25 protein-coding genes, 1 tRNA gene and 1 riboswitch are annotated in these 24,999 nt (G+C 71.9%); of the genes, 14 read left to right on the forward strand and 12 right to left on the reverse strand.

From position 1 onward, the window contains the following. Position 1: 1 nt before the first annotated feature. Both ACIBTV_RS17620 and pknB read left to right on the forward strand, forming a co-directional pair. Positions 2–1,411, forward strand: coding sequence for a protein kinase (locus tag ACIBTV_RS17620; protein WP_396706033.1), 1,410 nt, complete (start codon positions 2–4; stop codon positions 1,409–1,411). After that, a complete protein-coding gene (gene pknB / locus ACIBTV_RS17625; RefSeq protein ID WP_396706035.1) occupies positions 1,408–3,237 on the forward strand; it encodes a Stk1 family PASTA domain-containing Ser/Thr kinase in 1,830 nt (609 codons plus the stop codon). The genes ACIBTV_RS17620 and pknB overlap by 4 nt, the downstream gene beginning before the upstream one ends. A gap of 150 nt (positions 3,238–3,387) precedes the next feature. On the opposite strand, the gene ACIBTV_RS17630 is transcribed toward pknB, so the two are convergent. The 4 genes from ACIBTV_RS17630 to ACIBTV_RS17645 all read right to left on the reverse strand — a co-directional run bounded on the left by ACIBTV_RS17630 (position 3,388) and on the right by ACIBTV_RS17645 (position 7,341). Further along, complete coding sequence (locus tag ACIBTV_RS17630) at positions 3,388–4,038, reverse strand: aminodeoxychorismate/anthranilate synthase component II (protein ID WP_396706036.1); 651 nt, start codon at positions 4,036–4,038, stop codon at positions 3,388–3,390. A 4-nt stretch (positions 4,039–4,042) separates the two neighbouring features. Next, the gene (locus ACIBTV_RS17635; RefSeq protein WP_396706038.1) at positions 4,043–4,333 is read right to left on the reverse strand and encodes a hypothetical protein; all 291 of its coding nucleotides are present in this window, start codon (positions 4,331–4,333) and stop codon (positions 4,043–4,045) included. Positions 4,334–4,339: 6 nt separating this feature from the next. Beyond that, the gene (locus tag ACIBTV_RS17640; protein ID WP_396706040.1) at positions 4,340–5,230 is read right to left on the reverse strand and encodes a class E sortase; all 891 of its coding nucleotides are present in this window, start codon (positions 5,228–5,230) and stop codon (positions 4,340–4,342) included. A 1,304-nt stretch (positions 5,231–6,534) separates the two neighbouring features. Further along, a complete protein-coding gene (locus tag ACIBTV_RS17645) occupies positions 6,535–7,341 on the reverse strand; it encodes a DUF881 domain-containing protein (RefSeq protein WP_396706042.1) in 807 nt (268 codons plus the stop codon). 209 nt (positions 7,342–7,550) lie between these two features. Here ACIBTV_RS17645 and ACIBTV_RS17650 point away from each other — a divergent pair, with 209 nt between their 5' ends. Continuing rightward, positions 7,551–7,814 (forward strand): cell division protein CrgA, encoded by a 264-nt coding sequence (locus ACIBTV_RS17650; protein ID WP_091593679.1) that lies wholly within the window; start codon positions 7,551–7,553, stop codon positions 7,812–7,814. A 306-nt stretch (positions 7,815–8,120) separates the two neighbouring features. Then, positions 8,121–10,322, forward strand: coding sequence for a (Fe-S)-binding protein (locus ACIBTV_RS17655; protein WP_396706044.1), 2,202 nt, complete (start codon positions 8,121–8,123; stop codon positions 10,320–10,322). Positions 10,323–10,391: 69 nt separating this feature from the next. Here the strand turns inward: ACIBTV_RS17655 and ACIBTV_RS17660 are convergent, their stop codons facing one another. Continuing rightward, positions 10,392–10,724 carry a GPP34 family phosphoprotein gene (locus ACIBTV_RS17660; RefSeq protein ID WP_396706046.1) on the reverse strand — a complete coding sequence of 111 codons (333 nt, stop codon included), beginning with the start codon at positions 10,722–10,724 and terminating at the stop codon, positions 10,392–10,394. A 25-nt stretch (positions 10,725–10,749) separates the two neighbouring features. Between ACIBTV_RS17660 and ACIBTV_RS17665 the strand changes: the two genes are divergently transcribed. From ACIBTV_RS17665 to ACIBTV_RS17675, 3 genes are all read left to right on the forward strand, one after another. Next, positions 10,750–12,063, forward strand: a complete 1,314-nt coding sequence (locus tag ACIBTV_RS17665; protein ID WP_396706148.1) for a hemolysin family protein — start codon at positions 10,750–10,752, stop codon at positions 12,061–12,063. After that, entirely contained in the window at positions 12,056–13,057 is a 1,002-nt protein-coding gene (locus ACIBTV_RS17670) for a hemolysin family protein (RefSeq protein WP_396706048.1), read from the forward strand. The genes ACIBTV_RS17665 and ACIBTV_RS17670 overlap by 8 nt, the downstream gene beginning before the upstream one ends. Positions 13,058–13,224: 167 nt before the next feature. Continuing rightward, entirely contained in the window at positions 13,225–14,238 is a 1,014-nt protein-coding gene (locus ACIBTV_RS17675) for an NlpC/P60 family protein (RefSeq protein ID WP_396706050.1), read from the forward strand. Positions 14,239–14,307: 69 nt separating this feature from the next. Here the strand turns inward: ACIBTV_RS17675 and ACIBTV_RS17680 are convergent, their stop codons facing one another. Beyond that, positions 14,308–16,326: an N-acetylmuramoyl-L-alanine amidase gene (locus tag ACIBTV_RS17680; protein ID WP_396706052.1), complete on the reverse strand. Its 2,019-nt coding sequence runs from the start codon at positions 16,324–16,326 to the stop codon at positions 14,308–14,310. 242 nt (positions 16,327–16,568) lie between these two features. After that, positions 16,569–16,708, forward strand: a riboswitch (cyclic di-AMP (ydaO/yuaA leader). A 12-nt stretch (positions 16,709–16,720) separates the two neighbouring features. Between ACIBTV_RS17680 and ACIBTV_RS17685 the strand changes: the two genes are divergently transcribed. Further along, positions 16,721–17,761: an NlpC/P60 family protein gene (locus tag ACIBTV_RS17685; RefSeq protein WP_396706054.1), complete on the forward strand. Its 1,041-nt coding sequence runs from the start codon at positions 16,721–16,723 to the stop codon at positions 17,759–17,761. 60 nt (positions 17,762–17,821) lie between these two features. On the opposite strand, the gene dcd is transcribed toward ACIBTV_RS17685, so the two are convergent. Next, a complete protein-coding gene (gene dcd, locus ACIBTV_RS17690) occupies positions 17,822–18,400 on the reverse strand; it encodes a dCTP deaminase (protein ID WP_396706056.1) in 579 nt (192 codons plus the stop codon). A gap of 79 nt (positions 18,401–18,479) precedes the next feature. Between dcd and ACIBTV_RS17695 the strand changes: the two genes are divergently transcribed. Then, positions 18,480–19,058 (forward strand): pyridoxamine 5'-phosphate oxidase family protein, encoded by a 579-nt coding sequence (locus ACIBTV_RS17695; protein ID WP_396706058.1) that lies wholly within the window; start codon positions 18,480–18,482, stop codon positions 19,056–19,058. Between the two features lie 77 nt (positions 19,059–19,135). Here ACIBTV_RS17695 and ACIBTV_RS17700 read toward each other — a convergent pair whose 3' ends face one another. After that, a complete protein-coding gene (locus ACIBTV_RS17700) occupies positions 19,136–20,113 on the reverse strand; it encodes a zinc metalloprotease (protein WP_396706060.1) in 978 nt (325 codons plus the stop codon). Between the two features lie 282 nt (positions 20,114–20,395). Here ACIBTV_RS17700 and ACIBTV_RS17705 point away from each other — a divergent pair. Continuing rightward, a tRNA-Gly gene (locus tag ACIBTV_RS17705) sits at positions 20,396–20,469 on the forward strand. 89 nt (positions 20,470–20,558) lie between these two features. On the opposite strand, the gene ACIBTV_RS17710 is transcribed toward ACIBTV_RS17705, so the two are convergent. The 3 genes from ACIBTV_RS17710 to ACIBTV_RS17720 all read right to left on the reverse strand — a co-directional run bounded on the left by ACIBTV_RS17710 (position 20,559) and on the right by ACIBTV_RS17720 (position 22,161). Continuing rightward, a complete protein-coding gene (locus tag ACIBTV_RS17710; protein ID WP_396706062.1) occupies positions 20,559–21,035 on the reverse strand; it encodes a hypothetical protein in 477 nt (158 codons plus the stop codon). A 143-nt stretch (positions 21,036–21,178) separates the two neighbouring features. Further along, a complete protein-coding gene (locus ACIBTV_RS17715; protein ID WP_396706064.1) occupies positions 21,179–21,412 on the reverse strand; it encodes a hypothetical protein in 234 nt (77 codons plus the stop codon). Between the two features lie 209 nt (positions 21,413–21,621). After that, positions 21,622–22,161: a GrpB family protein gene (locus ACIBTV_RS17720; RefSeq protein WP_396706066.1), complete on the reverse strand. Its 540-nt coding sequence runs from the start codon at positions 22,159–22,161 to the stop codon at positions 21,622–21,624. Positions 22,162–22,252: 91 nt separating this feature from the next. Here ACIBTV_RS17720 and ACIBTV_RS17725 point away from each other — a divergent pair, with 91 nt between their 5' ends. The 4 genes from ACIBTV_RS17725 to ACIBTV_RS17740 all read left to right on the forward strand — a co-directional run bounded on the left by ACIBTV_RS17725 (position 22,253) and on the right by ACIBTV_RS17740 (position 24,437). Further along, a complete protein-coding gene (locus ACIBTV_RS17725; RefSeq protein WP_396706068.1) occupies positions 22,253–22,861 on the forward strand; it encodes a dihydrofolate reductase family protein in 609 nt (202 codons plus the stop codon). A 9-nt stretch (positions 22,862–22,870) separates the two neighbouring features. Beyond that, entirely contained in the window at positions 22,871–23,638 is a 768-nt protein-coding gene (locus ACIBTV_RS17730; protein WP_396706070.1) for a class I SAM-dependent methyltransferase, read from the forward strand. Positions 23,639–23,738: 100 nt separating this feature from the next. Next, positions 23,739–23,981, forward strand: a complete 243-nt coding sequence (locus ACIBTV_RS17735; RefSeq protein ID WP_396706072.1) for a hypothetical protein — start codon at positions 23,739–23,741, stop codon at positions 23,979–23,981. Positions 23,982–24,203: 222 nt separating this feature from the next. After that, on the forward strand, positions 24,204–24,437 hold the full coding sequence (locus ACIBTV_RS17740; protein WP_396706074.1) for a hypothetical protein: 234 nt from the start codon (positions 24,204–24,206) through the stop codon (positions 24,435–24,437). A gap of 4 nt (positions 24,438–24,441) precedes the next feature. Here the strand turns inward: ACIBTV_RS17740 and ACIBTV_RS17745 are convergent, their stop codons facing one another. Continuing rightward, the gene (locus ACIBTV_RS17745) at positions 24,442–24,936 is read right to left on the reverse strand and encodes a GNAT family N-acetyltransferase (RefSeq protein ID WP_396706076.1); all 495 of its coding nucleotides are present in this window, start codon (positions 24,934–24,936) and stop codon (positions 24,442–24,444) included. Positions 24,937–24,999: the final 63 nt, after the last annotated feature.

Below are 24,999 nucleotides of genomic sequence, written 5' to 3' on the forward strand. Positions count from 1 at the left end.
CATGCTCAGCCCCGGTGTCCAGCTCGGCAACCGCTACCGTCTCGACGAGCGGATCGCCAGCGGCGGCATGGGCGACGTGTGGCGCGGCACCGACCAGGTGCTCGGTCGGACGGTCGCGGTCAAGAGCCTGCTCCCGGCACTGCTGGACGAGCCGGGCTTCGCCGAGCGATTCCGCGGTGAGGCCCGGACGATGGCCACCATCAACCACCCGGGCGTCGTCGACGTCTACGACTTCGGCAACGACCAGCAGATCGCCTTCCTCGTGATGGAGTACGTCGAGGGCGACGCGCTGTCGGCGACGCTCAGCCGGGTCGGCCGGCTCACCCCGGCCCGCACGATGGCCCTGGTCGCCCAGGCCGCCGACGCCCTGCACGCCGCCCACGAGAAGGGCATCGTGCACCGGGACGTCAAGCCGGGCAACCTGCTCGTCCGACCCAACGGCACGCTGGTGCTGACCGACTTCGGCATCGCCCGCTCGGACCTGGTGGGCCAGCTCACCGCCGCCGGGTCGGTGCTCGGCACCGCCTCGTACATCTCGCCCGAGCAGGCCATGGGCAGCGTCGCGTCACCCGCCTCCGACGTCTACGCGCTGGGCGTGGTCGCGTACCAGTGCCTCGCCGGCCGACGCCCCTTCGAGGGTGACAATCCCCTCGAGATCGCGATGCGGCACGTCCAGGAGGCCCCCCGCCCGCTGCCGGCGGACATCCCGCCGCAGGTCCGGGCCGTGGTCGAGCGGGCCATGGCCAAGGACCCGGCGGCCCGGTGGCCGAGCGCGGCCGCGCTCGCCGGGGTGGCCCGTCAGCTGAAGGCGGCGCTCTCCCAGCAGGCGCGAGCCGGCGGGCAAACCCGCCCGATCTCCGGCGTGCCGGCCTCACCGGCCGCCCCGGGTCGCGCCCAGGTGCCGCCCGCCCAGCAGTCCCGTCCGCGGGCCGCCCCGCACCACCCGCCCGCCAACGCTGCCCGGCCCGCCCCGGTGGCGCCGGCCCCACCGCACCGCCCGACCGCGGTCGCCCCGGCCGTGGCCCAGCCCCGGCCGCCGGCAACACCGGCCAGCTACCCGCGCGGCGCCGCGCCCGTGCCGCCGGCTCCGACCCGGCACGACCCGGCACCGGCGTACGCTCCCCAGCCCGGCCCGCCGCCGGCGGCCCCCGGCCGGTCCCGGCCCGGGATGGTGCTCGTGGCCATCCTGTTGGCGGTACTGGTACTGCTCTGCTCCGGCGTGATTTCCTACAACCTGCGGAAGGCGCAGTCGTCCGGTCAACCCGGAGCGACCGCCCCGCGGACCGTGACGTCCGGCGCGCTGCGGCCCGACGGACGCGACGATCTGACCCAGACGTCGTACCGTCGGGAGGAACGGCTCCAACCGGCCAGCGGCGAGACGACGACGAGCGAAGGACGACAAACGCGATGACAGCGCAGGCCCGCCTGCTCGGTGGCAGGTACCAGGTCGGCGAGCTGCTCGGCTACGGCGGCATGGCCGAGGTGCACCGCGGTCGCGACCTCCGGCTCGGTCGGGACGTCGCGATCAAGATGCTCCGGACGGACCTGGCCCGCGACGCGACCTTCCAGATGCGGTTCCGCCGTGAGGCGCAGAATGCGGCGTCGCTGAACCACCCGGCGATCGTGGCCGTCTACGACACCGGCGAGGAGACCGCGCCGACCGGTGAGACGCTGCCGTTCATCGTCATGGAGTTCGTGAACGGGCGGACCCTCAAGGAGGTGCTCGGGGCCGAGGGACGCCTCCAGCCCCGGCGTGCCCTGGAGATCTGCGCCGACATGTGCGCGGCCCTGGAGTTCAGCCACCGGCACGGCATCATCCACCGGGACATCAAGCCCGGCAACGTGATGCTGACCCAGACCGGCCAGGTCAAGGTCATGGACTTCGGCATCGCGCGGGCCCTGGCCAGCGGCGCCACCACCATGACGCAGACCAGCGCGGTGATCGGCACGGCTCAGTACCTCTCGCCCGAGCAGGCCCGGGGCGAGGCGGTCGACGCCCGCTCCGACGTCTACGCCGCCGGCTGCGTGCTCTTCGAGCTGCTCTGCGGTCACCCGCCGTTCGTCGGCGACAGCCCGGTCAGCGTCGCCTACCAGCACGTACGCGAGGCGCCGCCGACGCCCAGCGACATCAACCCCGAGGTCACGCCGGCGATCGACGCCATCGTGCTGAAGGCGTTGTCGAAGAACCCGCTCAACCGCTACCAGAGCGCCGGCGAGATGCGGGCCGACCTGCTCCGCGCCGCCGCCGGGCGGCCGGTCCTGGCCACTCCGGTGATGCGCGAGCAGGAGACCATGCCGATGGCTCCCGCCGCGGGCGCGGCCGGCTACCCCGCCGGGGGTGGGGCTGCAACGTCCACCCGGCAGATCCCGGCTCGGGTCGGCGACCCGCGCCGCCGCAAGGCGTCGTCCTGGTTGATCGCCACGTTCGCCGCGGTCGGCGTCCTGGCGGTGATCGCGCTGGTCGCGGCGCTGTTGTGGAGCCGACAGGGCGACAAGCAGGTGAGTGTCCCGACGGTGACGGGGCTGACCCAGCAGGAGGCGTTCGCGGAGATCGAGCGGGCCAACCTGGTCCCGCGCGCCGGTGACCAGGTCCTCAACGCCACCTGTGAGAAGGGCAAGGTCGTCGGGCAGGACCCGCAACCGAACACCCGGTTGGAGCCGACCCGGACGGTGACCGTCCAGGTCTGCGGTGGCCCCAACGTGAAGGCCATCCCCAACGTGGACGGCTCCCCGTTCGAGACGGCGAAGAGTCTCCTCGAGAGCCAGGGGTTCCGGGTCGCCAAGCCGATCGAGAAGGACAGCCCGAAGGAGAAGGGGACCGTCATCGGGGTGTCCCCGGCCGTCGGCAAGCAGGTGGCCGAGGGCACCGAGGTGACCCTGACCATCTCGAAGGGCAACGTCGGCAAGGTCCCCAACGTGGAGGGCTCGACGGAGGAACAGGCTCGCAAGGAGCTCGAGGACGCCGGCTACACCGTGCGGGTGATCGACGGTGACGAGGTGCCCGCGGCTCAGGCCGGCCGGGTCCAGCGGCAGAACCCGAAGTCCGGCACCGAGCTGCCCGAGGGCCGGCAGGTGACGATCGAGATCGGCATCCCCGAGCCGGAGGCGCCGCCGACCGGCACGCCCCCGCCGACGCCGAGCACGACGCCGAGCACGCCCGGCAACGGTGGTGGCGGTGGCAGCGGCCTGCCGCTTCCCCCCGGCACGCCCCCCATCTGGCTCCCGGGCGAGGAGTAACAACCCTTCGTCGCCCCGCGCCTGCCCCTCCCCGGCGCGTCGATCTTGCAGTTCCGCCCTGCGCGCGGGCGAATTTCCCCTTATTCCCGGGCAAAAAGTGCAAGATCGCCGAACGGGTGGCGCCAGGGGTAGCGCGGGAGGGTGATGGGGTCAGGTGGTGACGAAGGCGGCTTGGCGGCGGGCGTCGACCTCGGCGGCCAGGGCCGGCGCCCGGTCCAGCGCCTCCGGGTGACCGCAGGCGGCCAGCCAGTTCGCGAGCATCAGATGCCCACCCTCGGTCAGCACCGACTCGGGGTGGAACTGCACGCCCTCGATCGGGAGGGTGCGGTGTCGCATCGCCATCACCACCCCCGACCCGGTCCAGCCGGTGACCTCGAGCTCGTCCGGCAGCGTCTCGGGCAGGACGGCGAGCGAGTGGTAGCGGGTGGCGGTGAACGGGTCCGGCAGGCCGGCGAGGACGCCGACCGACCGGTGACGGACCTCCGAGGTCTTGCCGTGCAGCAGCTCCGGGGCGCGGGCCACGGTCGCGCCGAACGCCTCACCGATCGCCTGGTGACCCAGGCACACGCCGAAGATCGGCAGCTCGCCCGCGTACCGGCGGATGACGTCCAGGCAAATGCCCGCACGGTCGGGGCTGCCGGGCCCCGGCGAGAGCAGGATGCCGGCCGCGCCGACCCGGCCCACCTCGTCGAGGTCGATCTCGTCGTTGCGGCGTACGTCGCAGTCCACCCCGAGCTGGCCGAGGTACTGCACGAGGTTGAAGACGAACGAGTCGTAGTTGTCGATCACCAGGACGCGCATGGTTTCACCGGCTCGGAGAGGGGGGCGGGGCGTTGTTCCGCTCCGTGTCGTACGGCAGGTCGTGCTCGTCGCCGGGTGGGGCGTCACCCGGTTCGTTGCCCGGCACCACGTCACCGGCCGGGTCGGTCAGGTCGGCGTCCTGGCTGACCTGCACGTCGTCGAAGGGCAGCAGCGGCTCCGCCCACGGGAAGACCACGAACCAGAGCAGGGCCACCGTGGCGGCGCCGAGCAGCACCGAACCGGTCAACTTGCCGGCCAGGCCGAACGGGAGCTTGCGCCAGATGAACGCGTACACCGGAGGTCAGCCTCCCAGCTCCGCCGGTCGACCGTCCGACTTCGGCTGGCTGCGCTCCAGCTCGGCGTGGATGATCAGGCGCTGGTAATTGTCGAACTTGGGGTTGCACGTGGTCAGGGTCAGCATCCGCTTGGTGGGCTTCTCACCCGGCTTGCCCGGGACCGGAGCCACCACCTCGACCTGGGTCGGCTTGACGATCCGGGACTGCGACACCTTGTAGACGTACCAGTCGGTCTTGCTCTCGACCACGATCACATCGCCGTCGTTGAGCTCGTCCAGCCGCCAGAAGGTGGCCCGGTTACGGTGCCCGGCGACGGAGAAGTTGCCCACCTGGCCCGGCAGCGCGCTCTTCGGGTAGTGGCCCGGCGCGTACCGGATGTCGGCCTGCGTGACCCCCTCGACGACCACCCAGTTCTTGTCGAGCTTCGGAATGTAGAGCCCGGCGATCGGCTTGCCGTGCACCGGCGGCGACGGCTTGGCCGACGGGGTGGCGGCGGCCGGCGCGGAGACGGTCGGGTCGCCGGTAGGCCCCCACGCCTGGGCCAACTGCTGGCTCAGGTCGTTCTGGTGGGCGTCGACGATCGCCGACTTGCCCCAGACCTCGTAGCCGGCGAACAGGAGCACCACCAGGCCGAAGGTGATCAGCACCTCGCCGCTGACCCGGATGCCGGTGCGCAGGCGGGAGGCGAGCGAGGGCCGGGTCAGTTCGGAGTAGACGCTCTTGTACCCCTCGCCGGTCTGCTCGGGCCGCAGCTGAACGACCCGTTCGCCCCGCCGGGGACGGGGCGGCTCGGTGGCGTCGCCGGCGGCCGGCTCGTCACTCTCGGGCGCCAGGGGCACCGCCCCCATCAGCGTGGTCGTGTCGATCGCCGGGTGCTGCGGCGCGCTGGCGGGCACCTTCGGGATCAGGGCGGTGGCTGCCGGGTCGGCGGCCGGGGAGACCGGTGCGGTCGGTCCGGCACCAGCGACGGAGGAAGGCCGGTCACCTCGTGGGCCGACCGATGGAAGGAGCGCGGTGGGCCCGTCCGTGGCCGTCGGCTGCTTGGGCGTGGCGTCGCCCGTGCGCGGGCGAAGCCCGTCGGTGCCGGACGCGGGGCCGCGCGCCGCGCCGCCCGCTGCCCCGAAACCGCTGGCGCCACTGGTGCTACTGGGGCTGCTGTGGGGACCCAGCGGGGCGCCGAATCCGCCTGTGCCGCTCGCACCGGCTGTGCCGCTGGAGCCGCCTGAGCCGGGAAGGCCGCCTGTGCCGCCTGCGCCGTTCGCGCCGGTGGCGCCGTCTGGGCCGGGAAGGCCGGTCGCGCCCCCGGTAGCGGCGGCGCCGGGGGCCGCCGGCCGAACGCGGCGTGCCAGCGGGTCGCCAGCCGGTGCTGACGGCGCCGGCGGGTCGGCCGGGCGGGCCGGGTGCACAGGCGGGGCCGGGTGCGCGGGCGGCGCGGGCGGGGCGGGCCGGGTGGACGGCGTGGGCGGAGTCGTGGGCGTGGCGCCAGTCAGACCGGGCCACGGCGGGGGCGGCGCGTTCACCGGACCGCTGGCCGACGGCAGACCGTTGGCCGATGGCAGACCGGTGGCCGGACCGCTCGCGGGCAGCCTGCCGGGCGCTATGTCGCGTGCGGACGGCCCGCCGGTGGCGGGGCCGCTCGTCGCCGCCCCGCTCGTGGACGGCGCGGTGCGACTCGGGTCGGTGGCCTGCGGTCGGTTGGGTTCGTCGGGGAACCGGCCGTGGTTCGCGGGCCCTGCCGGTTCGGCAAGACCGCCCGGTTGAGCGGGCGCGGGGTTCGTGCCGGCCCGGCCGGGGACCGACCGGGCCGAGGTCGGCTCAGCCGCGGGCGGCCAGGAAGCGGCCGTCGGCGTTGCGGGAGCCGGGATCGTCGGGCCGGAGACGTACGTGGAAAACCCGGTCGGGGGCGGCGTGGTCGGCACCGCCGGCGCGGCCGGAGCCGGCGAGCGGGGCGGCAGGACCGGATCGGGCCAGGCGTTGCGGCCGGGCCGTTGCGCCGGCGACTCGGGGCGGTGCGGCGCCGACTCGCGGGGGGACGAGCCCTCGGGGCGGCGTGTCGCCGACTCGCGGGGTGGTGCGGATTCGGGGCGGTGCGGCGCCGACTCGCGGGTCGGCGCGGCCTCGGGTCGGTCGACCTTCGGTAGGAAGCTCGTCCGGTCGTCGCTGCGATCCCGGTGTCGGCCGTCGGGCTGGTCGTCCGCGCTCATTCAGGCACCTTCGCGGAACGTAGGGCGGTCGAGTCCTCGAACGCCGGCACGGTCACCGTGGAGACCCGCTCCTGGTAGCCGAGCTGGTAGTGATCGACCGCGTCCTTGAACCACCGGACTCCCTCAGATGCGGCGAGGGCCGCCTGCAGGGCGGCAGGATCGCCGATTGCTACGATCTTGAAAGGCGGGGAGTACACCCGGCCGTGCAGCAGCAGGGTGTTACCGACGCAGCGTACCGCGCTCGTGGCGAGCACGCGGACGTTCATGATTGACATTGCCTCGGCGCCGCCGGCCCACAGCGCGTTGACCACCGCCTGGACGTCCCCCTGGTGGACGACCAGGTCGTCATTGCTCACCCCTTCGGGCAGTCGCCCGTCGCCGCGGCCGGGCGCGTCGTTCAGCTCGACGGTCACACCGGGGCCGGTCAGCCTGGTGAAGCCGGCCGCCTCCCGGACGGCCAGGGCGCGACCCTGCTGGGCCCGGATCGGCCCGTCCTGCTCGGCGAGGGTGCTGGTCCGCTCCTCCAGGTCGTGGCGGAGCGTCGCGGCCCGCTGCTCGCTCGCGGCCACCTGCTCCCGGCGTTCCTCGATCAGCTGGTTCAGCTGCGGGCGCCGGTCCTCGCGCAGGGCGGTGCCACCGGCCGTGGTGGCGGTGGTGGTGAAGAGCAGGCCGGCCGCGGCGGCGATGAGCGGCACGCCGACCGACCAGCCGGGTCGCCGGAGCCCCTTGCGGCGGGGCACCAGCCCGGCGACGGCGCGTCGCAGCACCTTCTGCCAGGAGGCGGCGCCGGATGTGTACTCCACCGCGGTTCCTTCCGGTCGTTCCGCATCCAGCGCTTGTGATCCGAAAGTCTCCCCCATTTCGGTCACTCCGCGCATCTGGCTGACCCCATTCGTGGTTTGGGCCGGCCTTCCGGACTACGCTAGCTGTCGAACATTATTGGCCATGGACCGTCGCCCTCGCGCCCGGTTGTCAGGCCGGACGAGGTCGTTACCCCCTCCTGGAGAGCGTCGTGCCCAAGTCTCAGGTCCGCAAGAAGAAGGTGTACACCCCGCCGACGGACGTACGCCCGACGACGACGGCGGCGTCGCGCAAGCCTAGCCCGGTGTGGTTGCCGGTCACGGCGGTCGCGCTCATCGTCGCCGGCATCGGCTGGCTGGTGGTCTACTACCTGTCCGAGCAGGCCTACCCGGTCATGTCGTGGGGCTACTGGAACCTCGCCGTGGGCTTCGGCGCGATGGTCTCCTCCCTGATCCTGCTCTCCCGCTGGCGTTGATCCCGGTCCCACACCCGACGGCCACGGTCGCCGGGTGTGGGACCGGTCCATGTCACCCGACGCCGCCCCTGCCCGGGCAGTTTCGGCCGAAGCCACCTATGGTGTGCGCAGGGCGGCGCGGCCTGGTGCGAGATGACTCACGTTACTGCTGGGTAACCTTGCCAGTAGGCTGCACTGCATGACCGAGCGGAGCGAGGTCATCGGCCGGTCCGGTCGTGGGTGCGGTGGCGGCTCGCCGATCGCGTCCTGACCCGGCTTCCGGTCGCCGAACCGCTCGACAGGCAGCAGACCGGGGAGGCCAACTCGATGGGCAGCGTCCAGATCGTCACCACGATCCTCGCGGCCGCCATCACCGCTGCGGCGGTGGGGCTGGCGGTACGCGCGGTCCTGAAGATGGTGGCCGTCATCCGCCTCGGCCAACCGGCGCCCGAGCGGTTCGCCGACCGGGGTGCCCGGACGAGGACGATGCTGGTCGAGACGGCCGGCCACACGCGAATGCTCAAATGGAGCGTGGTGGGTGCCGCCCACTGGTTCGTGATGGTGGCCTTCATCGTGCTGTCGCTGCTGGTCCTCGAGGCGTACTTCGAGGTGGTCAGCACCGGCGGCGGGTTGCCGATCATCGGGCACTGGACGATCTTCGGCCTGGCCACCGAGGTCATCGGGGTGCTCGGCCTGGTCGGCATCCTCGTGCTGATGGCCATCCGACTCCGCAACCGGCCCTCGCGGCCGGGTGGCCGTTCCCGGTTCACCGGCTCGACGATGTGGCAGGGCTACTTCGTCGAATGGGTCGTGCTGCTGGTTCTGATCTTCGGCTTCCTCATCCGCGGCTTCAAGGTCGCCACCGACCACTTCGAGTACCCGGTCTGGGCGACCCCGGTCAGCCACGCGATCGGCAACGCCCTCCCGGCCTGGGAGGCCGGGGTCAGCGTCGCCGCGCTGATCAAGATCGTCATCTCGATGACCTGGCTCATCGTGATCTCGCTGAACGTCACGATGGGCGTCGCCTGGCACCGCTTCCTGGCGTTCTTCAACATCTTCTTCAAGCGGGAGCCGGCCAAGCCCGCCGGCTCGGGCCTCGGCGCGCTGCGGCCGATGACGAGCAACGGCAAGCCCCTCGACTTCGAGGAGGCCGACCCCGAGAAGGACCAGTTCGGTGTGGCCCAGGTGGAGCAGTTCACCTGGAAGGGTTTGCTCGACTTCAGCACCTGCACCGAGTGCGGCCGCTGCCAGTCGCAGTGCCCGGCCTGGAACACCGGCAAGCCGCTGTCGCCCAAGCTGCTCGTGCTGAGCCTGCGCGACCACGCGTACGCGAAGGCGCCCTACCTGCTGGCGGGCGGCGGCAAGGACCTGACCGGGGAGGAGAAGGCGACGGCGGCGCAGCTCGCGCACGTCGACGTGCTCGCCCTGGCCGAGGCCGACAAGCCGCTGGTCGGTGACGCGGAGTCCGGCGGCGTCATCGACCCGGACGTGCTCTGGTCCTGCACCACCTGCGGCGCCTGCGTCGAGCAGTGCCCGGTCGACATCGAGCACGTGGACCACATCGTCGACATGCGCCGCTACCAGGTGCTGATCGAGTCGAGCTTCCCGTCCGAGGCCGGCGTCATGCTGCGCAACCTGGAGAACAAGGGCAACCCGTGGGGCGCCCCGCAGAGCACCCGCGAGGACTGGACCAAGGGCCTCGACTTCGAGGTGCCCCGGGTCGGCGAGGTCGACGACTTCGAGTACCTGTTCTGGGTCGGCTGCGCCGGGGCGTTCGAGGACCGGGCCAAGAAGACCACCCGCGCCGTCGCCACGCTGCTCCACGAGGCGGGCGTGTCGTTCGCGATCCTGGGCGAGGGGGAGACCTGCTCGGGTGACCCGGCCCGCCGCATCGGCAACGAGTTCGTCTTCCAGATGCTCGCCCAGCAGAACGTGGAGACGCTGAACGAGGCGTTCGAGGGTCGGGAGAAGAGCAAGCGCAAGATCGTCGCCACCTGCCCGCACTGCTTCAACACCCTCGGCAACGAGTACGGGCAGCTCGGCGGCGAGTTCGAGGTCGTACACCACACCCAGTTGCTGGCCCACCTGGTCGCCACCGGCAAGCTCACCCCGGTGCAGCCGGTCGACGGCGGTGTCACCTATCACGACCCGTGCTACCTGGGCCGCCACAACCGGGTCTTCGCCCCGCCGCGCGAGGTGCTCGGCACCGCCATCGCCGGCGAGCTGACCGAGATGCCGCGCAACAGCGAGCGCTCCTTCTGCTGCGGCGCCGGCGGCGCCCGGATGTGGATGGAGGAGAAGATCGGCAAGCGGATCAACGTGGAGCGCGTCGAGGAGGCCATGGCCACCGGCGCCAGGACGGTCGCGGTGGGCTGCCCGTTCTGCTCGACGATGCTGAGCGACGGGGTGAACGGCAAGGGCGCCGGCGAGCAGGTCGAGGTGATCGACGTGGCGAGTGTGCTGCTGCGTTCGGTCCGGCCGGAGCAGCAGGCGCCGGGCGACAGGGAGGCGGAGCCGGTCGCCGGCTGACCCGCGTACCGTCGAGGTTTCGGCGCACGACGGCGGTGGCACCCGGTGCCACCGCCGTCGGCGTCCTCGTCAGGAGACGGTGGTGGTCACGATCGCCGCGGTGGCCGCGGCGGTGGTGGCCGCGATCAGGGCCGCCTGGGTCTCCCGGATCGCCCGGGTCGTCGCCTCGGACGCCCAGCTGCCCTCGGAGATCTCCGTGAGCCTGCGCTCGACCCGGTCCTTCGGCAGCTCGCGGAAGACGCCTCGGTCCAGGCTGACGGCCCGGGTCAGGCTCACCAGCGCGGCGGTGCGGGGCTCCACCGGCCCGTCCGTCGTGACCGCCGGCAACGGGTGGAGCGGGCGTCGCGGGACCCCTACGCGGGGTGCCGCCGTGGAACAATCGCGCCCGAGGTGAGCGACCATCGATGTCCTGCTCCTGACCACGCTGCTGCCCCTGGTGGGTTTCGCCGCGCTGACCGCCGGCAACGCGTTCTTCGTCGCGGCGGAGTTCGCGCTGGTCACCGTGGACCGGGCCGAGATCGACCGGCGGGCCGAGAGCGGGGACACGAGGGCGGGCACCGTCCGTCGGGCGTTGCGGGAGCTCTCGTTCCAGCTCTCCGGGGCGCAGCTCGGCATCACCATCACCGCGCTGCTCACCGGCTACCTGGCCGAGCCGGCGCTGGCCCGGGTGTTCGCGCCGGTCCTGCGCCCGCTGGCCGGTGACGCGACCGACCGGTTCACCCCGTTCCTCGCCCTGGCCCTGGCCACGCTGATCTCCATGCTGTTGGGCGAGCTGGTGCCGAAGAACATCGCCCTGGCCCGGCCGATGCCGGCCGCGCTGGCCACCGCCGCTCCCATGCGCGGCTTCTCCCGGGCGTTCGGCTGGCTCATCCGGGCGCTCAACGGGTCGGCGAACCGGCTCGTCCGCGCGCTCGGCGTGGAGCCGCAGGAGGAGCTGGCCAGTGCCCGGTCGCCGGAGGAGCTGGGCCTGCTCGCCGCCATCTCGGCGCGGGCGGGCGCGCTTCCGCCGGACACGGCGATGCTGCTGCGCCGGACGATCCGGTTCGGCGACAAGCGGGCGGCGGAGGCGATGACCCCGCGGGTCGACGTGGTGGCGCTGCCGGTGTCCGCGAGCGTGGCGGAGCTGCTGGCGCTGTCCCGGAACACCGGACGGACCCGGTTCCCGGTCTACGAGGAGACGCTGGACGCGGTGACCGGGGTGGCGGGGGTGCCGGACGCGCTCGGCGTGCCACCGGACCGCCGGGCCGTCACCTCGGTCGGCGCGGTGGCCCGCGAGCCGGTGTACGTGCCGGAGAGCCTGGACCTGGACGGGGTGCTCGCCGCCCTTCGGACCGCCGGGGCCCAGCTGGCCGTGGTGGTCGACGAGTACGGCGGCACCGACGGTGTGGTCACCGTCGAGGACCTGGTGGAGGAGCTGGTCGGGGAGATCGCCGACGAGTTCGACCCGGACGCGGTGACGGACGAGGGGCCGGTCGAGCTGACCGTGCCGGGCGGCGAGCGGACGCTCCTCGTCGACGGCGTGCTGCGCTCCGACGAGCTGGCCGAGCGGACCGGCTTCCGGCTGCCCGACGGCCCGTACGAGACGTTGGCCGGCTACCTGCTGGCCCGGCTCGGGCACATCCCGGTTGCCGGCGAGACGGTGGCGGCCGGTGGCTGGGAGTTCACCGTGGTCGAGGTCGAGCGGCACCGGATCGAGCAGGTCCGGGTGGTACGCCCCGAGGCGCCGGACGACGATGGCTGAGCTGCTGCTGACCGTGCTCCTGCTGCTCGGCAACGCGTTCTTCGTGGGCAGCGAGTTCGCGCTGATCGCGTCCCGGCGTACGGTGCTGGAACCGCTCGCCGCCACCTCGCAGCGGGCCCGCTGGGCGCTGTCGGCGATGAACCAGATCCCGCTGATGATCGCCGGGGCGCAGCTCGGCATCACGGTGTGCTCGCTGGGGTTGGGGGCGATCGCCGAACCGGCGCTGGCCCACCTGCTGGAGTCGCCGTTCCACGCGGTGGGCCTGCCGGACCGCGCGGTCCACCCGGTGGCCTTCGTGCTCGCCCTCGGGATGGTGGTCTTCCTGCACACCGTGGTCGGCGAGATGGTGCCGAAGAACATCACCCTCGCCGGCCCGGAGCCGGCCGCGCTGTGGCTCGGGCCGGCGATGCTCGCCTTCTGCGTGGCCACGAAGCCGCTGCTGCTGGCGATGAAGTGGGCCGCCCGTCACGTGCTGCGGCTGTGGCGGATCGAGGCGACCGAGACGGTGAAGACCGTCTTCACGGCGGAGGAGTTGGCCGGGCTGGTCGCGCAGGCGCGTACGGAGGGGCTGCTGGACGCCGAGGAGCACGCCCGCATCACCGGCGCGCTCGCCCTGCACAGCCGGACCGCGGCTGACGCCCTGCAACCCTGGTCGACGGTGGTGACGGTGGCCGAGGACGTCTCACCGGCCTCGCTGGAGGTGCTGTCGACCCGCACCGGTCGGTCGCGCTTCCCGGTGGTGCAGCGGGCCACCCGCCGGGTCCTCGGGTTCGTGCACGTCAAGGACGTGCTCGGGTACGCCGGGCCGGCCCGGCGGGCGCCGGTGCCCGCCGACGTCTACCGGCCGCTGGCGGTCGTCCCGCCGGAGCGTACGCTCGCCGACCTGCTGCTCTCGATGCGGCGCGAGCGGCGGCACATGGTCCTCGTCAGCGACGGCCGACGTCCCCTCGGTGTCGTCACGCTCGACGACGTATTGACTGCAATCGTCGGCTGACCGATCGACACCCTTGGTACGCAAGCGGTCGCGCCTCGGTGACGACGCGCGCGCTCGCCTTGATTCCGTTCCGGCGCTTCCCTATCGTGGGGCACCGACCGCTGTGGGTCGTCTGCCTCGCCGCTTCCCCTCTGCGAGGCGCCCGGCGGTCGGTTGCAAAGGAGTCGGTGCCGGTGGCAACCATGCCCCCCCATCGTCACGCACCGGGACGATCCGCTCGTCCGGGTGGCCTGCGCCGGGCCGCCCACCGCCTGCTCACTCTGGTCGCCGCCGTCGCGGTCGGCGCCGGGATGCTGTCTGCCCCGGCGTACGCGGAGCCCACGGTCGACGAGATCGACGCGCAGATCGACAAGCAGTGGGAGAAGCTCGAACCCACGATTGAGCAGTACAACAAGGTGCGGGCGCAGCTCAAGGTCAACCGCCAGAAGTCGGTGGCCCTCCAGAAGAAGATCGAGCCGCTGGCGCTGCAGAGCGAGCTGGCGGTGGCGCGGGTCGGCGATCTCGCCTCCCGCTACTACATCGAAGGCCCCTCGCAGGACATCGGCGCGCTGCTGGTCAGCGCCAAGCCGGACACGCTCACCGAGCAGCTGACCATCCTCGACCGCCTCGCGAAGCAGGAGCGCAAGGAGGTCGAGGGTGTGCTCAAGGTTCGCGAGAAGTACGACGTCGAGAAGCAGAAGCTCGACACGCTGATCGCCACCCAGGAGAAGCAGCAGGCCGATCTGGCGACGAAGAAGAAGCAGATCGACGCCGAGATCAAGCGGCTGACCAAGATGCTGCCGGTGACCTCGATCCGGCCGGCGGGCTGCCCGAAGATCGACGGTGTGGTCAGCGGTGCCGCGCGCACGGCGATCAACACGGCCTGCGCCCAGGTCGGTGACCCGTACGTGTGGGGCGCCACCGGCCCGAACTCGTTCGACTGCTCCGGCCTGACCCAGTACGCCTACAAGGCGGCGGGCATCTCGCTCACCCACTTCACGGGCGCACAGTGGAACGAAGGCCGGAAGGTCTCCCGCTCCGAGGCGAGACCGGGTGACCTCGTCTTCTTCGGCAGTGATCTGCATCACGTCGGCCTCTATCTCGGCAATGGCCTGATGGTGCACGCACCACGGACCGGGAAGCCCGTCCAGGTGTCGAGCATCAGCACACAGCCGCTCGCCGGTTTCGTCCGGGTCACCTGACCCGTTCACGATCCACGAGAAGGCCCCCGGTCCACGCGACCGGGGGCCTTCCTCGTCGAGCGCGGGCGGCTACCTCGGCGCGCCGATCGGCGACGGCAGGATCCGCACGTCGTCCAGGTTGACGTACATGATGCGGTGGCCGAACTGGATCTGCGCGTAACGCAGCTCACCTCGGATGACGGTCCAGTCGCCCGCTGACGAGCCGTCGAACGTGACCGCGCGGTAGTACTCGCTCGGCACGATCCCGCCGAGCGCGTACCGCTGTCCGGCCGCCAGGGTGTACTGCAGCGGCGAGATCGCCTGGTAGGGGACGCCGGCCGGGTAGGCGGCCTGCTCCGGGTAGGCCCGCCCGTAGACCGGGATGGTGGCCTTCCCCGGTTTCGGGGTCACCACGAGGCCGGTGGCCCACTTGGCGCTGCGCGCCGAGGCTGGGTTGTGGAACCACGCCTTCTGGCCGAGATACCAGATCGCCGTCCAATCGCCGCGCACCTCGGCCACCGCGTACGTCTGGCCAACCGAGGCGCGGGCGCCGTGGTCGGAGATGTACATGGTGTTCGGCGTGCCGTCGGGCCGCGTGCCGAGGTCGTTGACGAGTGGGGCGTCGTGGCTGGGCGCGCTGTGCAGGATCACCGCGGAGGAGCCGCGCAGCGGGCACGGCTGCGCGGGCGGCGGCGGGGTCGGCACGCCGGGCGGCTGCTGGTTGCAGCCGACGAAGGCGGGCCGGTTGGCGGCGACGTCCGGGTCGATGGTCACCAGACCGGTCCGTGCCGTGCCGGTGCCGCGGAACGGTGCCCGGAGCAGGTCGAAGTAGTGCGACCAGTCCCAGTACGGGCCCGGGTCCCAGTGCATGCCGGCGACGGTGGACGCGACGGTTCCGGGAACGTTGTCGTGCCCGATGATGTGCTGCCGGTCCAACGGGATGCCGAGCCGCAGCGCCAGGTAGCGCACCAGCTTCGCCGACGTGCGGTACATCGCCTCGGTGTACCAGGTGCCGTGCCCGGCGAAGCCTTCGTGTTCGATGCCGACGGACTTGGCGTTGACGTACCAGTTGCCGGCCTGCCAGCCGACGTCCTTCGTCTTCACGTGCTGCGCGACGTGCCCGTCGACGGAGCGCAGCGTGTAGTGCCAGCCGAGGTAGTCGGCCCGCTTCACCAGGTCGACGCTCGGGCCGTAGTAGCCCTCGGTGTCGTGGATGACGATGTACTCGATCTTCTGCTGCGCGGGCCGGTTGCCCAGGTCGTGGTTGCCGTAGTCGCCGGCGCCGGGGCCGTACTGCTCGTAGGGCGCCGGGATCCACTCGCAGCCCAGGCCGACCGGGCACTCCAGCCCGTCGGGCCGGTCGCCGGGGCGCAGACCCAGCCGGTGCAGGGCACCGGTGTCCGGGTCGACGGCCCGCGGGGCGAGCGTGACCTGGTGCCCGTCGTCGGTGCGCCGGCTCGCGCCGGACCGGATCTGCGCGTACACCTCGTCGGCGAAGGCGGCCGCGGTGTCCTCCCGGTCCGCGCCGGAGTAGCGGGCGACCGCGGCGTACCAGGCCGCCGGGTCGGTGCCGGCGCCGACCGGGCCACCCAATTCCCTCTGGTACGCGGCGAGCAGCGCGGCGCCACCGCGGATGTTGGCCGCCGGGTCGGTGCGCAGGCGCTCGGGCGTGGCGCCGGTGAGCGTGGCGGCGGCCCGCAGGGTCGACAGCGCGGCGGCCGCCGGGGCGTCGTGGGTCGGGCCGCCGGCCTGGGGCGCCTGGACGGTCAGCGGTCGTGCGTCGTCACCGCGCGGGTCCTCGTCCGGGTCGACGTGGGCGGCGGTGGGTGGGGACGCGACGGAGGCGGCGTCGGTGAGGTGCAACGGACCGTAGCCGCCGCCCGTACTCGGTGTGCCGGCGTGGGTGTCCCAGCGGGACTCCAGGTAGGAGACACCGAGCAGGATCTCCTCCGGTACGCCGTACTCGGTCGCCGCGGTGGCGTACTGCCGCTGGCGGTCGTCGGTCGGTGCGGCGGCGGCCGGGCCACCGCCGATCGGCGCGGTCGTCGCGGCGACCAGCGCGGCGGCGAGCAGGGTGTTTCTGCTTCTGGTCAGGACTGAAGCGGGCATCTGACCCCCCGGGTCGGACGGGTGACGTGGGCCCACCTTCACTCCGCCACCACCGGTACGTCAATAGCCTTCCGTCTATCGGCATTCTTGGTAGAAAACCTTCACGTTGCCGGGTCGGGGTCCCGTCGCCTCGACGATCGGCACGGAGTGTCACGGCCCCATGGGTTGCGGATCGGTAACAACCGTCTCTACTCTGGTCATTCGTCGGCCCGGTAGCAGGTCCGTCCATCCCGGGCGGTAACGGTCCGACACCGCCGAGTCGCTCGCCGAGCGAGCCGGGGACCCAGGTTCGTCTGGGGTGAATCCGCAGTCACTGCGGTAGGGCGTCCACCTTCCCGCCCGAACCCGTCAGCTAACCCGGTAGGCGGGCAGGGAAGAAGGAGTCCGGAGCCCGGTGGCCCACCATGCCCCGCGGCGTCCGTCCGCCTGGCCGGCGACAGCCGGTCACCCGACGGCTGCGCCGCGCCCACGCTGGTCCCGTTTCACCACCGCCCTCGCCGCCCTGATCGGCGTCACCGTCGTCCTGACCGGTGGCGCGACCGCGGCCCACGCCGACCCGTCGGTGGCCGAGATCGAGCGCCAGATCGACGAGGACTGGAACAAGCTCGAACCCATCATCGAGAAGCACAACGCCACCCGCATCGAGTTGGCGGCCAAGCGCAAGCAGGCCGACGCGCTGGCCGGCCGGATCAAGCCCCTCCAGACCCAGGTCGACGAGGCCATGAACAAGGTGAGCGCTCTCGCCGTCCGCGCCTACAAGGGCGAGAACGTCTCCACCATCAACGCCGTGCTCGGCAGCCACAGCCCGGGTGAGGTGGTCGGCCAGTTGGAGCTGCTCGACCGCTTCGCGTACAACCAGCAGCAGGATGTCCGCCAGGTCGCCGACCTGCGCGACGAGTTGGCCCGGCAGAAGGCGCCGCTGGACGAGATGGTCGCGCAGCTCACCCGCACCGAAGCCCAGCTCGCCGCGAAGAAGAAGCAGATCAACGCCGAGATCGACCGGCTGCAGAAGCTGCGGATCAAGGTGTACGGCAACGGTGGCGGCGGCTCGCTGCGGCCGGCGCCCTGCCCGGCCACCTACCCGGGCGGCGGGGCGGGAATCGCGGTCAAGTTCGCCTGCGCCCAGATCGGCAAGCCCTACGTCTGGGGAGCCGAGGGCCCCGACTCGTACGACTGCTCGGGTCTGATGCTCGCCGCGTGGGCGAAGGCCGGGGTCTCGCTGCCGCACAACGCCGCGCAGCAGAGCCGGGTGACCAAGAACGTCAGCCGGGCCGACCTGCGCCCCGGTGACCTGGTGTTCTACTACAGCGACATCCACCACGTCGGCATGTACGTCGGCGGCGGCTGGGTGGTCCACGCCTCGCAGGCCGGCGTACCGATCAAGATGAAGAAGGTCGACGACGGCCCGATCCACAGCTACGGCCGACCCGGCTGACCCGTACCGCGAGAAAGGCCCGCTCCGTTCGTCGGAGCGGGCCCTTCGTCGTCAGGTGCGTCAGCGGGTCGGCCAGGTACGCCAGCTCTGCCAGGAGCGGCTCGGCGTCGGACCGCGCTGCCCCTGGTAGCGCGAGCCGTAGACGGCCGAGCCGTACGGGTGCTCGGCGGGTGAGGAGAGCCGGAAGATGCAGAGCTGGCCGATCTTCATGCCCGGCCAGAGCGTGATCGGCAGGTTCGCCACGTTCGACAGCTCCAGCGTCACGTGCCCGGAGAAGCCCGGGTCGATGAAGCCGGCGGTCGAGTGGGTGAGCAGGCCGAGCCGGCCGAGGCTGGACTTGCCCTCCAGCCGACCGGCGAGCTGGTCACCCAGCGAGATCACCTCGAGCGTGGAGGCGAGCACGAACTCCCCGGGGTGCAGCACGAATGGCTCCCCGTCGGGCACCTCCACCACCGAGGTCAGGTCGTCCTGCTGGATGGCTGGATCGATGTGCGTGTAGAGGTGGTTGTTGAAGACCCGGAAGAGCCGGTCCAGGCGTACGTCGATGCTCGACGGCTGCACCAGGGTGGGTTCGAACGGGTCCAGTCCGAGCGTGCCGGCCTTGATCTCGGTGACCAGGTCGCGGTCGGAGAGCAGCATCGGACCACCATAGCGAGGCGCCGCGTTGACCTGCGCGTCGCGGTCGCCTTCTCGTACATTTGTTCGATAGAATGCCGGCATGGCTTCCTGGTCCGAATTCGCCGCTGACGAGCCCCGACTCGCCGACGGGATCCGCGTTCTCCTGCAGCAGTACGGTCCGGGCTTCGGCTACCTGGCCACGGTCCGTGCCGACGGTGGGCCCCGGGTGCACCCGGTGTCGCCGGTGATCACCGACGAGGGGCTCTTCTGCTTCATCATCGACTCGCCGAAGCGGCGTGACCTGGAGCGCGACGGCCGCTACGCGCTGCACTCCTTCCCGCCGGAGGAGAGCGACGACGAGGCCTACGTCGCCGGGCACGCCTGGCCGGTGACCGATCAGGCCCGCGTGGCCCGGCTGGCGGCCAGCGCCAACGCCGCCCCGCAGGTCGACTGGCGGCTCTTCGAGTTCAGCGTCGACGTGGCGATGCTCGCGCGACGCGACTCGGGCAGCGCCGGCGGGCCCGGCGAGGGCCACGGCCGCCCCGCCGTCCAGGTCTGGCTCGACCCGCACGCCACCGACCCGCACGCCACCGACCAGCCGGCGCCGACGCCGGTCCGGCCGCAGCCCCGCCCGGCCCGCCCCGACCGGGTGCGTGACGTCCATCCGTCCGCCGCCTGAACGCGCGTCCTGGGGAGCAAGACGCCGGTGCCGGCCCCGTCGCGGCGGGGCCGGCACCGGCGGTACGGGGTGGGACGCTACGCCGCGCGGTAGGCGTTCCACGCGGTCAGCATGCGGCTCGCCTGTCCGGGGGTGAACTGGTACATGCACGAGTCGTACGTGTAGTCCATGAAGTTGGTGATCGGGTCGAGGCCGGTCGCGGTGCAGGTGTCCCGACCGGTCGGGCAATGGTAGGCGGGCGACGCCTCGGCCGGGGTGTCGCTGACGCTGTCGCCCTGGCCGCCGCAGCCGCCCTGGAAGGTGTGGTAGAGGTTCAGCCAGTGGCCCACCTCGTGGGTGCCCGTGTCGCCCTGGTTGTAGTTGGTCGAGGTGCCGCCCGGCAGCGATTCGCCCAGCACGACGACGCCGTCGGAGTTGCTCAGCTTCCGCTGCGGGAAGGTCGCCCAGCCGAGCAGGTCGTCGCTCAGTTCGCCCAGGTAGATGTTGAGCGTGTTCTTGCCGCCCTCGCGGAGGCTCGCCTTCATCTGCCGCTCGGCGGAGGAGCCGTACACGATCGGGTACCAGGCCGGGTTGGTCACTCGGTTGATCTTCGTGAGCTGGAATCCGAAGGCGGTGGGGGCGCCACCGGTCCCCCCGGCATAGGCCTGGTTGAGCACGGCGATCTGTGAGTTGATCATCGAGTCGGGGATGTTGCCCCCGGCGCGGGTGCTGTTCTCCTGGATCACGTGGACGATCACCGGGATGGTGATGGCGGCCAGCGGGGCCGCGCCGGCCCGGGCGATGCTGCGCTCACGCAGTGCGGCGGCCAGATCGGCCTCTCGGTCCCGGACCTGGGCGGCGGTGAGCTCGTTGGGTTCGTGCTTGGCGGCGCCGCCCGGCTTGACGCGGGCGTCCGCGTGGACGTCGGCAGGTTCCACACAGGTGCCGCCCGGGGCGGCGGACCCGGCCGCCGCGGCCGGAACGACGCCCGCCGCGGCGGTGCTGAGCAGCAGCGCGAGGGTCGTCGACGCGACACCGGCGGCGCGCCGGGTCGACAGGTGGGGACGAAGTCCCATGGTCCACCTCTTTCTCCGGCGCGACCGGGGGTGTGTCACGCCAAGGCTGAGAACGTGTGGCAGACGTTACAACCGATCGATGAATTTGAGAATGGCCATATGTTGCGCGGCGGAAACTTCCTCCGTGTCGGGCGTGAGCTGGGGATGGAGCCGGCGCGGCGGGCGGCCGGAGTCATCCCGGGCCCCTCCGGGCCGGCGGTGGCGGGCCGTGCCCCGACGGCGCGCCGCCGAGGGGGTACCTGGGTGCACCGCGCACGTGACTCAGGTACAGTGGTGCCGCTTGCGGGTGTAGTTCAATGGCAGAACATCAGCTTCCCAAGCTGACAGTGCGGGTTCGATTCCCGTCACCCGCTCCAACCGAAAGGCCCTGGCCAGGACGACAGTCCCAGCCAGGGCCTTCGATGTTCCCGGGACCGCCAGCGCCCGATGGGCCATCCACGGGCCACTAGCCACGCTTCTTACCGGCCTTCTTGCCCTTGGCCTTCGCCTTGTCCTCCGGGTTGTCGTCAACGAACGCCGCGAGGTGCTCACGCAGGGCCGGCAGGATCGCCGCAGGGACAGAGACGACGCGCCGACCAGCACGGGACTTCGGCGGCCCCAGGACCATCCCGACGCCACGCACCTCCGTGAAGGTCTGCCGAACGCGGACCACCCCGGCGTCCGTGTCAATGTCCTGTCGTTGTAGCGCCGACACCTCACCCCAGCGCAGGCAGGCGAACGTGGTCACCAGGACCAGGGCGCGGTACCGCTCATTCATCGACTCCGCAAGCTTGAGCACCTGGGCGAGCGCGAGCACCGGTCGCTCCGCTGCCTTTTCCTGATCCGCGCCCGGAATCCGGCACGGATTCCTGCGTAGCAACTCATCCTCGTTGACCGCCGTCATCAGTACGGCCCGAAGCAGCCGGTACGACTTTGCTGCCATCGTCTCCGACATTCCCTTGCCGAGCAGACCGTCACCGGGGCCGCCAGCGTCCGTACGAAGTCTGCCGGTCCGCGCGTTATGGCGGCCCCGGAGCCGGCCCGCTCTCCGGAGGGTGGGTCGACGGCATACGGGAGGGCAGCGGGTCAGGTGGGCTTGCAGCCCTCGTCGGCTGAAAGGCGGGGCCAGTCGTGCCAGCACTGGTCGCAGCCCGGCGCGATGCAGTGCATCCAACCACCGCAGGTTTCATCCGGCTCCCACAGCGTGTGCTCGCTGATCGGATGGGGACACTGATCGCACACGACAGGCGGCGAGAACTCGGCCTGCGCATGATCCGTCACAGCGTCATCATGCCCGACGTTGGCGGCGCGTCCGGCCATCCACGGGCCAGTAACCATGTCCGCCCACGGTCATGAACGGTCATGAGGAGTCAGTATGACCGAGCACGGGAGCAGGCGTTCCGGGCATCATGGGCGGCAGATCACGCTCTTCCAAACTGAAGCTGTCGAGCCTGTTGGTCCTATTCGCGCGTGAGCCCTGGCGGAAGGGCGTCTTCGTCGGGCCCGACCCCCTCGATCGTTTGTGAGGGCTAGCCGTCTGCCGACCGGAACCACAGGCGTGCCTCGGCCGACAACTGCGTCATCACTTCTTCCTTCGCGGCGCCGTAATGGGCCCGGCTATGGGGATGCAGCTCAGCGGCACGCCTCTTTGCCGCCTCGTAGCGGCCGGCAGCGTCGGGATTGGCCGCGATGTAGGCGCGAAAGACGCGGTTCGCCTCTGGTACCGGCGACGTGACGCCGAAGACGTGGAGATGGTGGCTGCGCTGCCCGTCGGTGTCCTTGGCGAAGAACAAGTGATCATCGTCCTCCGGGAAGACCAGCGGACGGTAGACGTACCCGAGTTGCTCAAGTGGCCGGAGGTCGGCGACGACCTCGCCAACCTCAGCTACCACCGCCGAGATGTCAATGATGGGCTTGGCCGCCAGTCCGGGAATGCTGGTGGACCCGATGTGCTCCACGCTCAGCGCCGCTGGCAGCGCCTCCGACAGCAGCCGTTGTTCGACCTGGAATTGCTCCGACCAGGCCGGGTCGTAGGGCACCACCTCGACTATGGGCGCTTCCTCCTTCACGTCGGCCACCGTAACGGCCCGGTCCGACCCGATGAGTTCGCGCCGGCGGGCTGGTCTACCGAGGGACGGATCAGAGTTAAGGGGAATGTCCATGGGCAAGCTGATCGTGACGGAGTTCGTGACGCTGGACGGGGTGGCGCAGGCGCCGGGAGGGCCCGACGAGGACCGCGACGGCGGCTTCCCGAACGGCGGGTGGCAGCTGGCACTGCCGGACGAGGGGTCTGGCTCGGCGGTGTTCGAGCAGGCCGCGGGGATGGACGCGCTGCTGCTGGGCCGGAAGACCTACGACATCTTCGCCGCCTACTGGCCGAAGGCGTCGGAGGAGATGCCCTTCACAGGCCTCCTGAATCGGGTGCCCAAGTACGTCGCCAGCCGCACCCTGACCGAGCCCCTCGCCTGGGAGGGCTCGACGGTGATCGCCGGGGACCTGGCCGAGGGGGTGGCCGAGGTGAAGGAGCGCCACGACCGGGTTCACGTGATCGGCAGCCTGGACCTGTTGCAGTCGCTGCTGCGCCTCGGCCTCGTCGACCAGGTGAACCTGTGGCTCTACCCGGTGGTGCTCGGCACCGGAAAACGGGTGTTCGCCGAGGGTGCGGTGCCCGCCGCCCTCCGGCTCACCGAGTCGGTCACCCACCCCAACGGCGCGCTGCAACTGACGTACGAGCCGGCGGGCACCCCGACGTACGCCGATGCCGGCTAGGGTCACCGCGTGGATGAGAGCCGTCTCAGCTCGTCGTTCGGCGCGGCGGCGGCCGCGTACGCCGAGCACCGCCCGGACTACGCGCAGCCCGCGGTGCGCTGGGTGCTCGACGCCGCGCCCGGCCCACGGGTGCTCGACCTCGGCGCCGGAACGGGCAAGCTGACCGCCGCGCTGGTCGCGCTGGGGGTCGACATCGTCGCGGTCGAACCCGACCCGGCGATGGTGAGCGAGCTGCGTCGTGCGCTGCCGACCGTGCGGGCCCTGCCGGGCAGCGCCGAGGCCATCCCGCTTCCGGACGCGTCCGTCGACGCCGTGCTCGCCGGCAACGCCCTGCACTGGTTCGACATGGCCGTCGCGGGTCCGGAGATCGCCCGCGTCCTCGCGCCCGGGGGCATCCTGGCCGGGCCGTGGAACGTCCTGGATGACCGGGTCGACTGGGTCGCCGGGCTCGAACGGATCAGCGGGAGCGCGGCCATCGGCCCCCGCGACACCCGCAGCAGGTGGCGTGCCGCCACGGCGGACCTGCACCTGCCGCGGATCGGCGAGGCCCGGTTCGGCTCGCCGGAGCAGGCCGAGTTCCCGCACGGGCAGCGCCGCACCGCCGACTCCCTCGCCGCGACGCTCGCGACACGCGCGGGGATGCTGGTCATGCCGGCGCCGGACCGGGAGGCCGCCCTCGACCGGATCCGCGCCTACCTCGCGACGAGACCCGAAACCGCCGACGGGGAGTTCACCCTCCCGATGCTGACCGGGGTGCTGCGCGTACGGCGGCGGTGACCGGCCCCGCCGTCGCGGCGGGCCCATGTGGCCGAGGCTGTCGAGCTGCCCCAGATCCGGGGCGTCGTCGAGGTGGCCCCGGATACCTACACTGCCGGCCATGGCGCGGGACGGCGAGGTGGTGGTCCGGCTCACCCACGACGAGGCGCTGGTGCTCTTCGAGTGGTTGCACCGCACCGACGAGCGGACCGGCGGATTCACCGACCTGATCGAGGACCAGGCCGAGCAGCGGGCACTGTGGAACCTCACCTGTCTCTTCGAACCGCTCCTTGTCGAGACCTTCATGGCGAACTACCAGGAGTTGGTCGAGCAGGCACGCTCCCGGCTCCGGGACCCGCAGTGACAGGGCGGACGAAGCCGGCGGTCACGGCTCCGCCATCGCCGCGTCCGGGAGGCGTCAGGCAGGCTGCGCTGTTCCGCAGGCGGTGACCAATTCGTGGAACGGTGACGGCGTCGCACCAGGAAACTCGGTGCAGCTCTCGAGGCGCCCCAGATCCGGGGCAGCTCGACAGCGTCTGCAGCGGTTCGTTCGAGAGGTGGACCGGCGCCGCTACGGTCGGGGAGCATGAAGAGGGCTCTCTATGTCCTGTCCATGGTCCTGGGCGCTTACCTGGTGGTCCGGGCGATCGCCGAACCGTTCGTGATCGACCTGGGTGACCCGGCGACGTACCGCGACGACTGGGGTGGCCCCGGCCTGGCCGGCGTGCTCGCCGTCCACTGCGGGCCGGGCGTCGTCGCCGCGGCGCTCATGGGCTGGGCGCTGATCCGCCGCTGGCAGCAGCGGAGGGCGGCCGGCTAGCGGGTCACATCCGGTACGCGGTCAGGGCGAGCACGTGGCGCAGCCCGGGACGGCCGGCGAGCGTCACGTCGCCGACCGGCGTGAACCCGGTACGTCGGAGGACCGCGAGGGACCCGGCGTTGTCCAGCGCGGCCGACGCGACGAGGTGGCGCAGACCGTACTCGTCGCGGGCCAGCGTGCACACCCGGCGTACGCCGTCGGTCGCCACCCCTCGCCCGCTCGCCGCCTCGGCCACCCGGAAGCCCAGCTCGGCGCCGCCGTCGGCGACGTCGACGAGGTTGAAGCGGCCCAGCACCTCGCCGTCGTCGTCGAGCAGGACGTGGAAGTGGAGCAGGCCGGCGGCCTGCTCCGCGAGCAGCTCCGCGAGCCGAGCGGCGAAGCCGGTGAAGTAGTCGTCGCCCCGGTCGGGCACGGACCGGGCGAAGTAGGCCCGGTTCTCCCGCTCGAAACGGAGCAGCGCCGGGGCGTGGTGGGCGTCGAGCCGCTGGAGGTCGGGCATCGCGCCACGCTAATCGCCACGGCGGCCGGGCTCACCCGAATAACCGGGCTCGCTGCCGGCGTG

Origin of the sequence: Micromonospora sp. NPDC049366, from assembly GCF_044466625.1 — a bacterium.
In the GTDB taxonomy this organism is placed as follows: domain Bacteria; phylum Actinomycetota; class Actinomycetes; order Mycobacteriales; family Micromonosporaceae; genus Micromonospora.

What these genes read in the sequence shown, in the direction of transcription:
- ACIBTV_RS17740 (WP_396706074.1), top strand. Translation starts at nt 24,204, where the DNA reads ATGAAGAGGGCTCTCTATGTCCTGTCCATGGTCCTGGGCGCTTACCTG.
- ACIBTV_RS17745 (WP_396706076.1), bottom strand. Translation starts at nt 24,936, where the DNA reads ATGCCCGACCTCCAGCGGCTCGACGCCCACCACGCCCCGGCGCTGCTC.
- ACIBTV_RS17680 (WP_396706052.1), bottom strand. Translation starts at nt 16,326, where the DNA reads ATGCCCGCTTCAGTCCTGACCAGAAGCAGAAACACCCTGCTCGCCGCC.
- pknB (WP_396706035.1), top strand. Translation starts at nt 1,408, where the DNA reads ATGACAGCGCAGGCCCGCCTGCTCGGTGGCAGGTACCAGGTCGGCGAG.
- ACIBTV_RS17660 (WP_396706046.1), bottom strand. Translation starts at nt 10,724, where the DNA reads ATGGTCGCTCACCTCGGGCGCGATTGTTCCACGGCGGCACCCCGCGTA.
- ACIBTV_RS17735 (WP_396706072.1), top strand. Translation starts at nt 23,739, where the DNA reads ATGGCGCGGGACGGCGAGGTGGTGGTCCGGCTCACCCACGACGAGGCG.
- ACIBTV_RS17655 (WP_396706044.1), top strand. Translation starts at nt 8,121, where the DNA reads ATGGGCAGCGTCCAGATCGTCACCACGATCCTCGCGGCCGCCATCACC.
- ACIBTV_RS17700 (WP_396706060.1), bottom strand. Translation starts at nt 20,113, where the DNA reads ATGGGACTTCGTCCCCACCTGTCGACCCGGCGCGCCGCCGGTGTCGCG.
- ACIBTV_RS17670 (WP_396706048.1), top strand. Translation starts at nt 12,056, where the DNA reads ATGGCTGAGCTGCTGCTGACCGTGCTCCTGCTGCTCGGCAACGCGTTC.
- ACIBTV_RS17715 (WP_396706064.1), bottom strand. Translation starts at nt 21,412, where the DNA reads ATGGCCGGACGCGCCGCCAACGTCGGGCATGATGACGCTGTGACGGAT.
- ACIBTV_RS17695 (WP_396706058.1), top strand. Translation starts at nt 18,480, where the DNA reads ATGGCTTCCTGGTCCGAATTCGCCGCTGACGAGCCCCGACTCGCCGAC.
- ACIBTV_RS17710 (WP_396706062.1), bottom strand. Translation starts at nt 21,035, where the DNA reads ATGGCAGCAAAGTCGTACCGGCTGCTTCGGGCCGTACTGATGACGGCG.
- ACIBTV_RS17725 (WP_396706068.1), top strand. Translation starts at nt 22,253, where the DNA reads ATGGGCAAGCTGATCGTGACGGAGTTCGTGACGCTGGACGGGGTGGCG.
- ACIBTV_RS17630 (WP_396706036.1), bottom strand. Translation starts at nt 4,038, where the DNA reads ATGCGCGTCCTGGTGATCGACAACTACGACTCGTTCGTCTTCAACCTC.
- dcd (WP_396706056.1), bottom strand. Translation starts at nt 18,400, where the DNA reads ATGCTGCTCTCCGACCGCGACCTGGTCACCGAGATCAAGGCCGGCACG.
- ACIBTV_RS17620 (WP_396706033.1), top strand. Translation starts at nt 2, where the DNA reads ATGCTCAGCCCCGGTGTCCAGCTCGGCAACCGCTACCGTCTCGACGAG.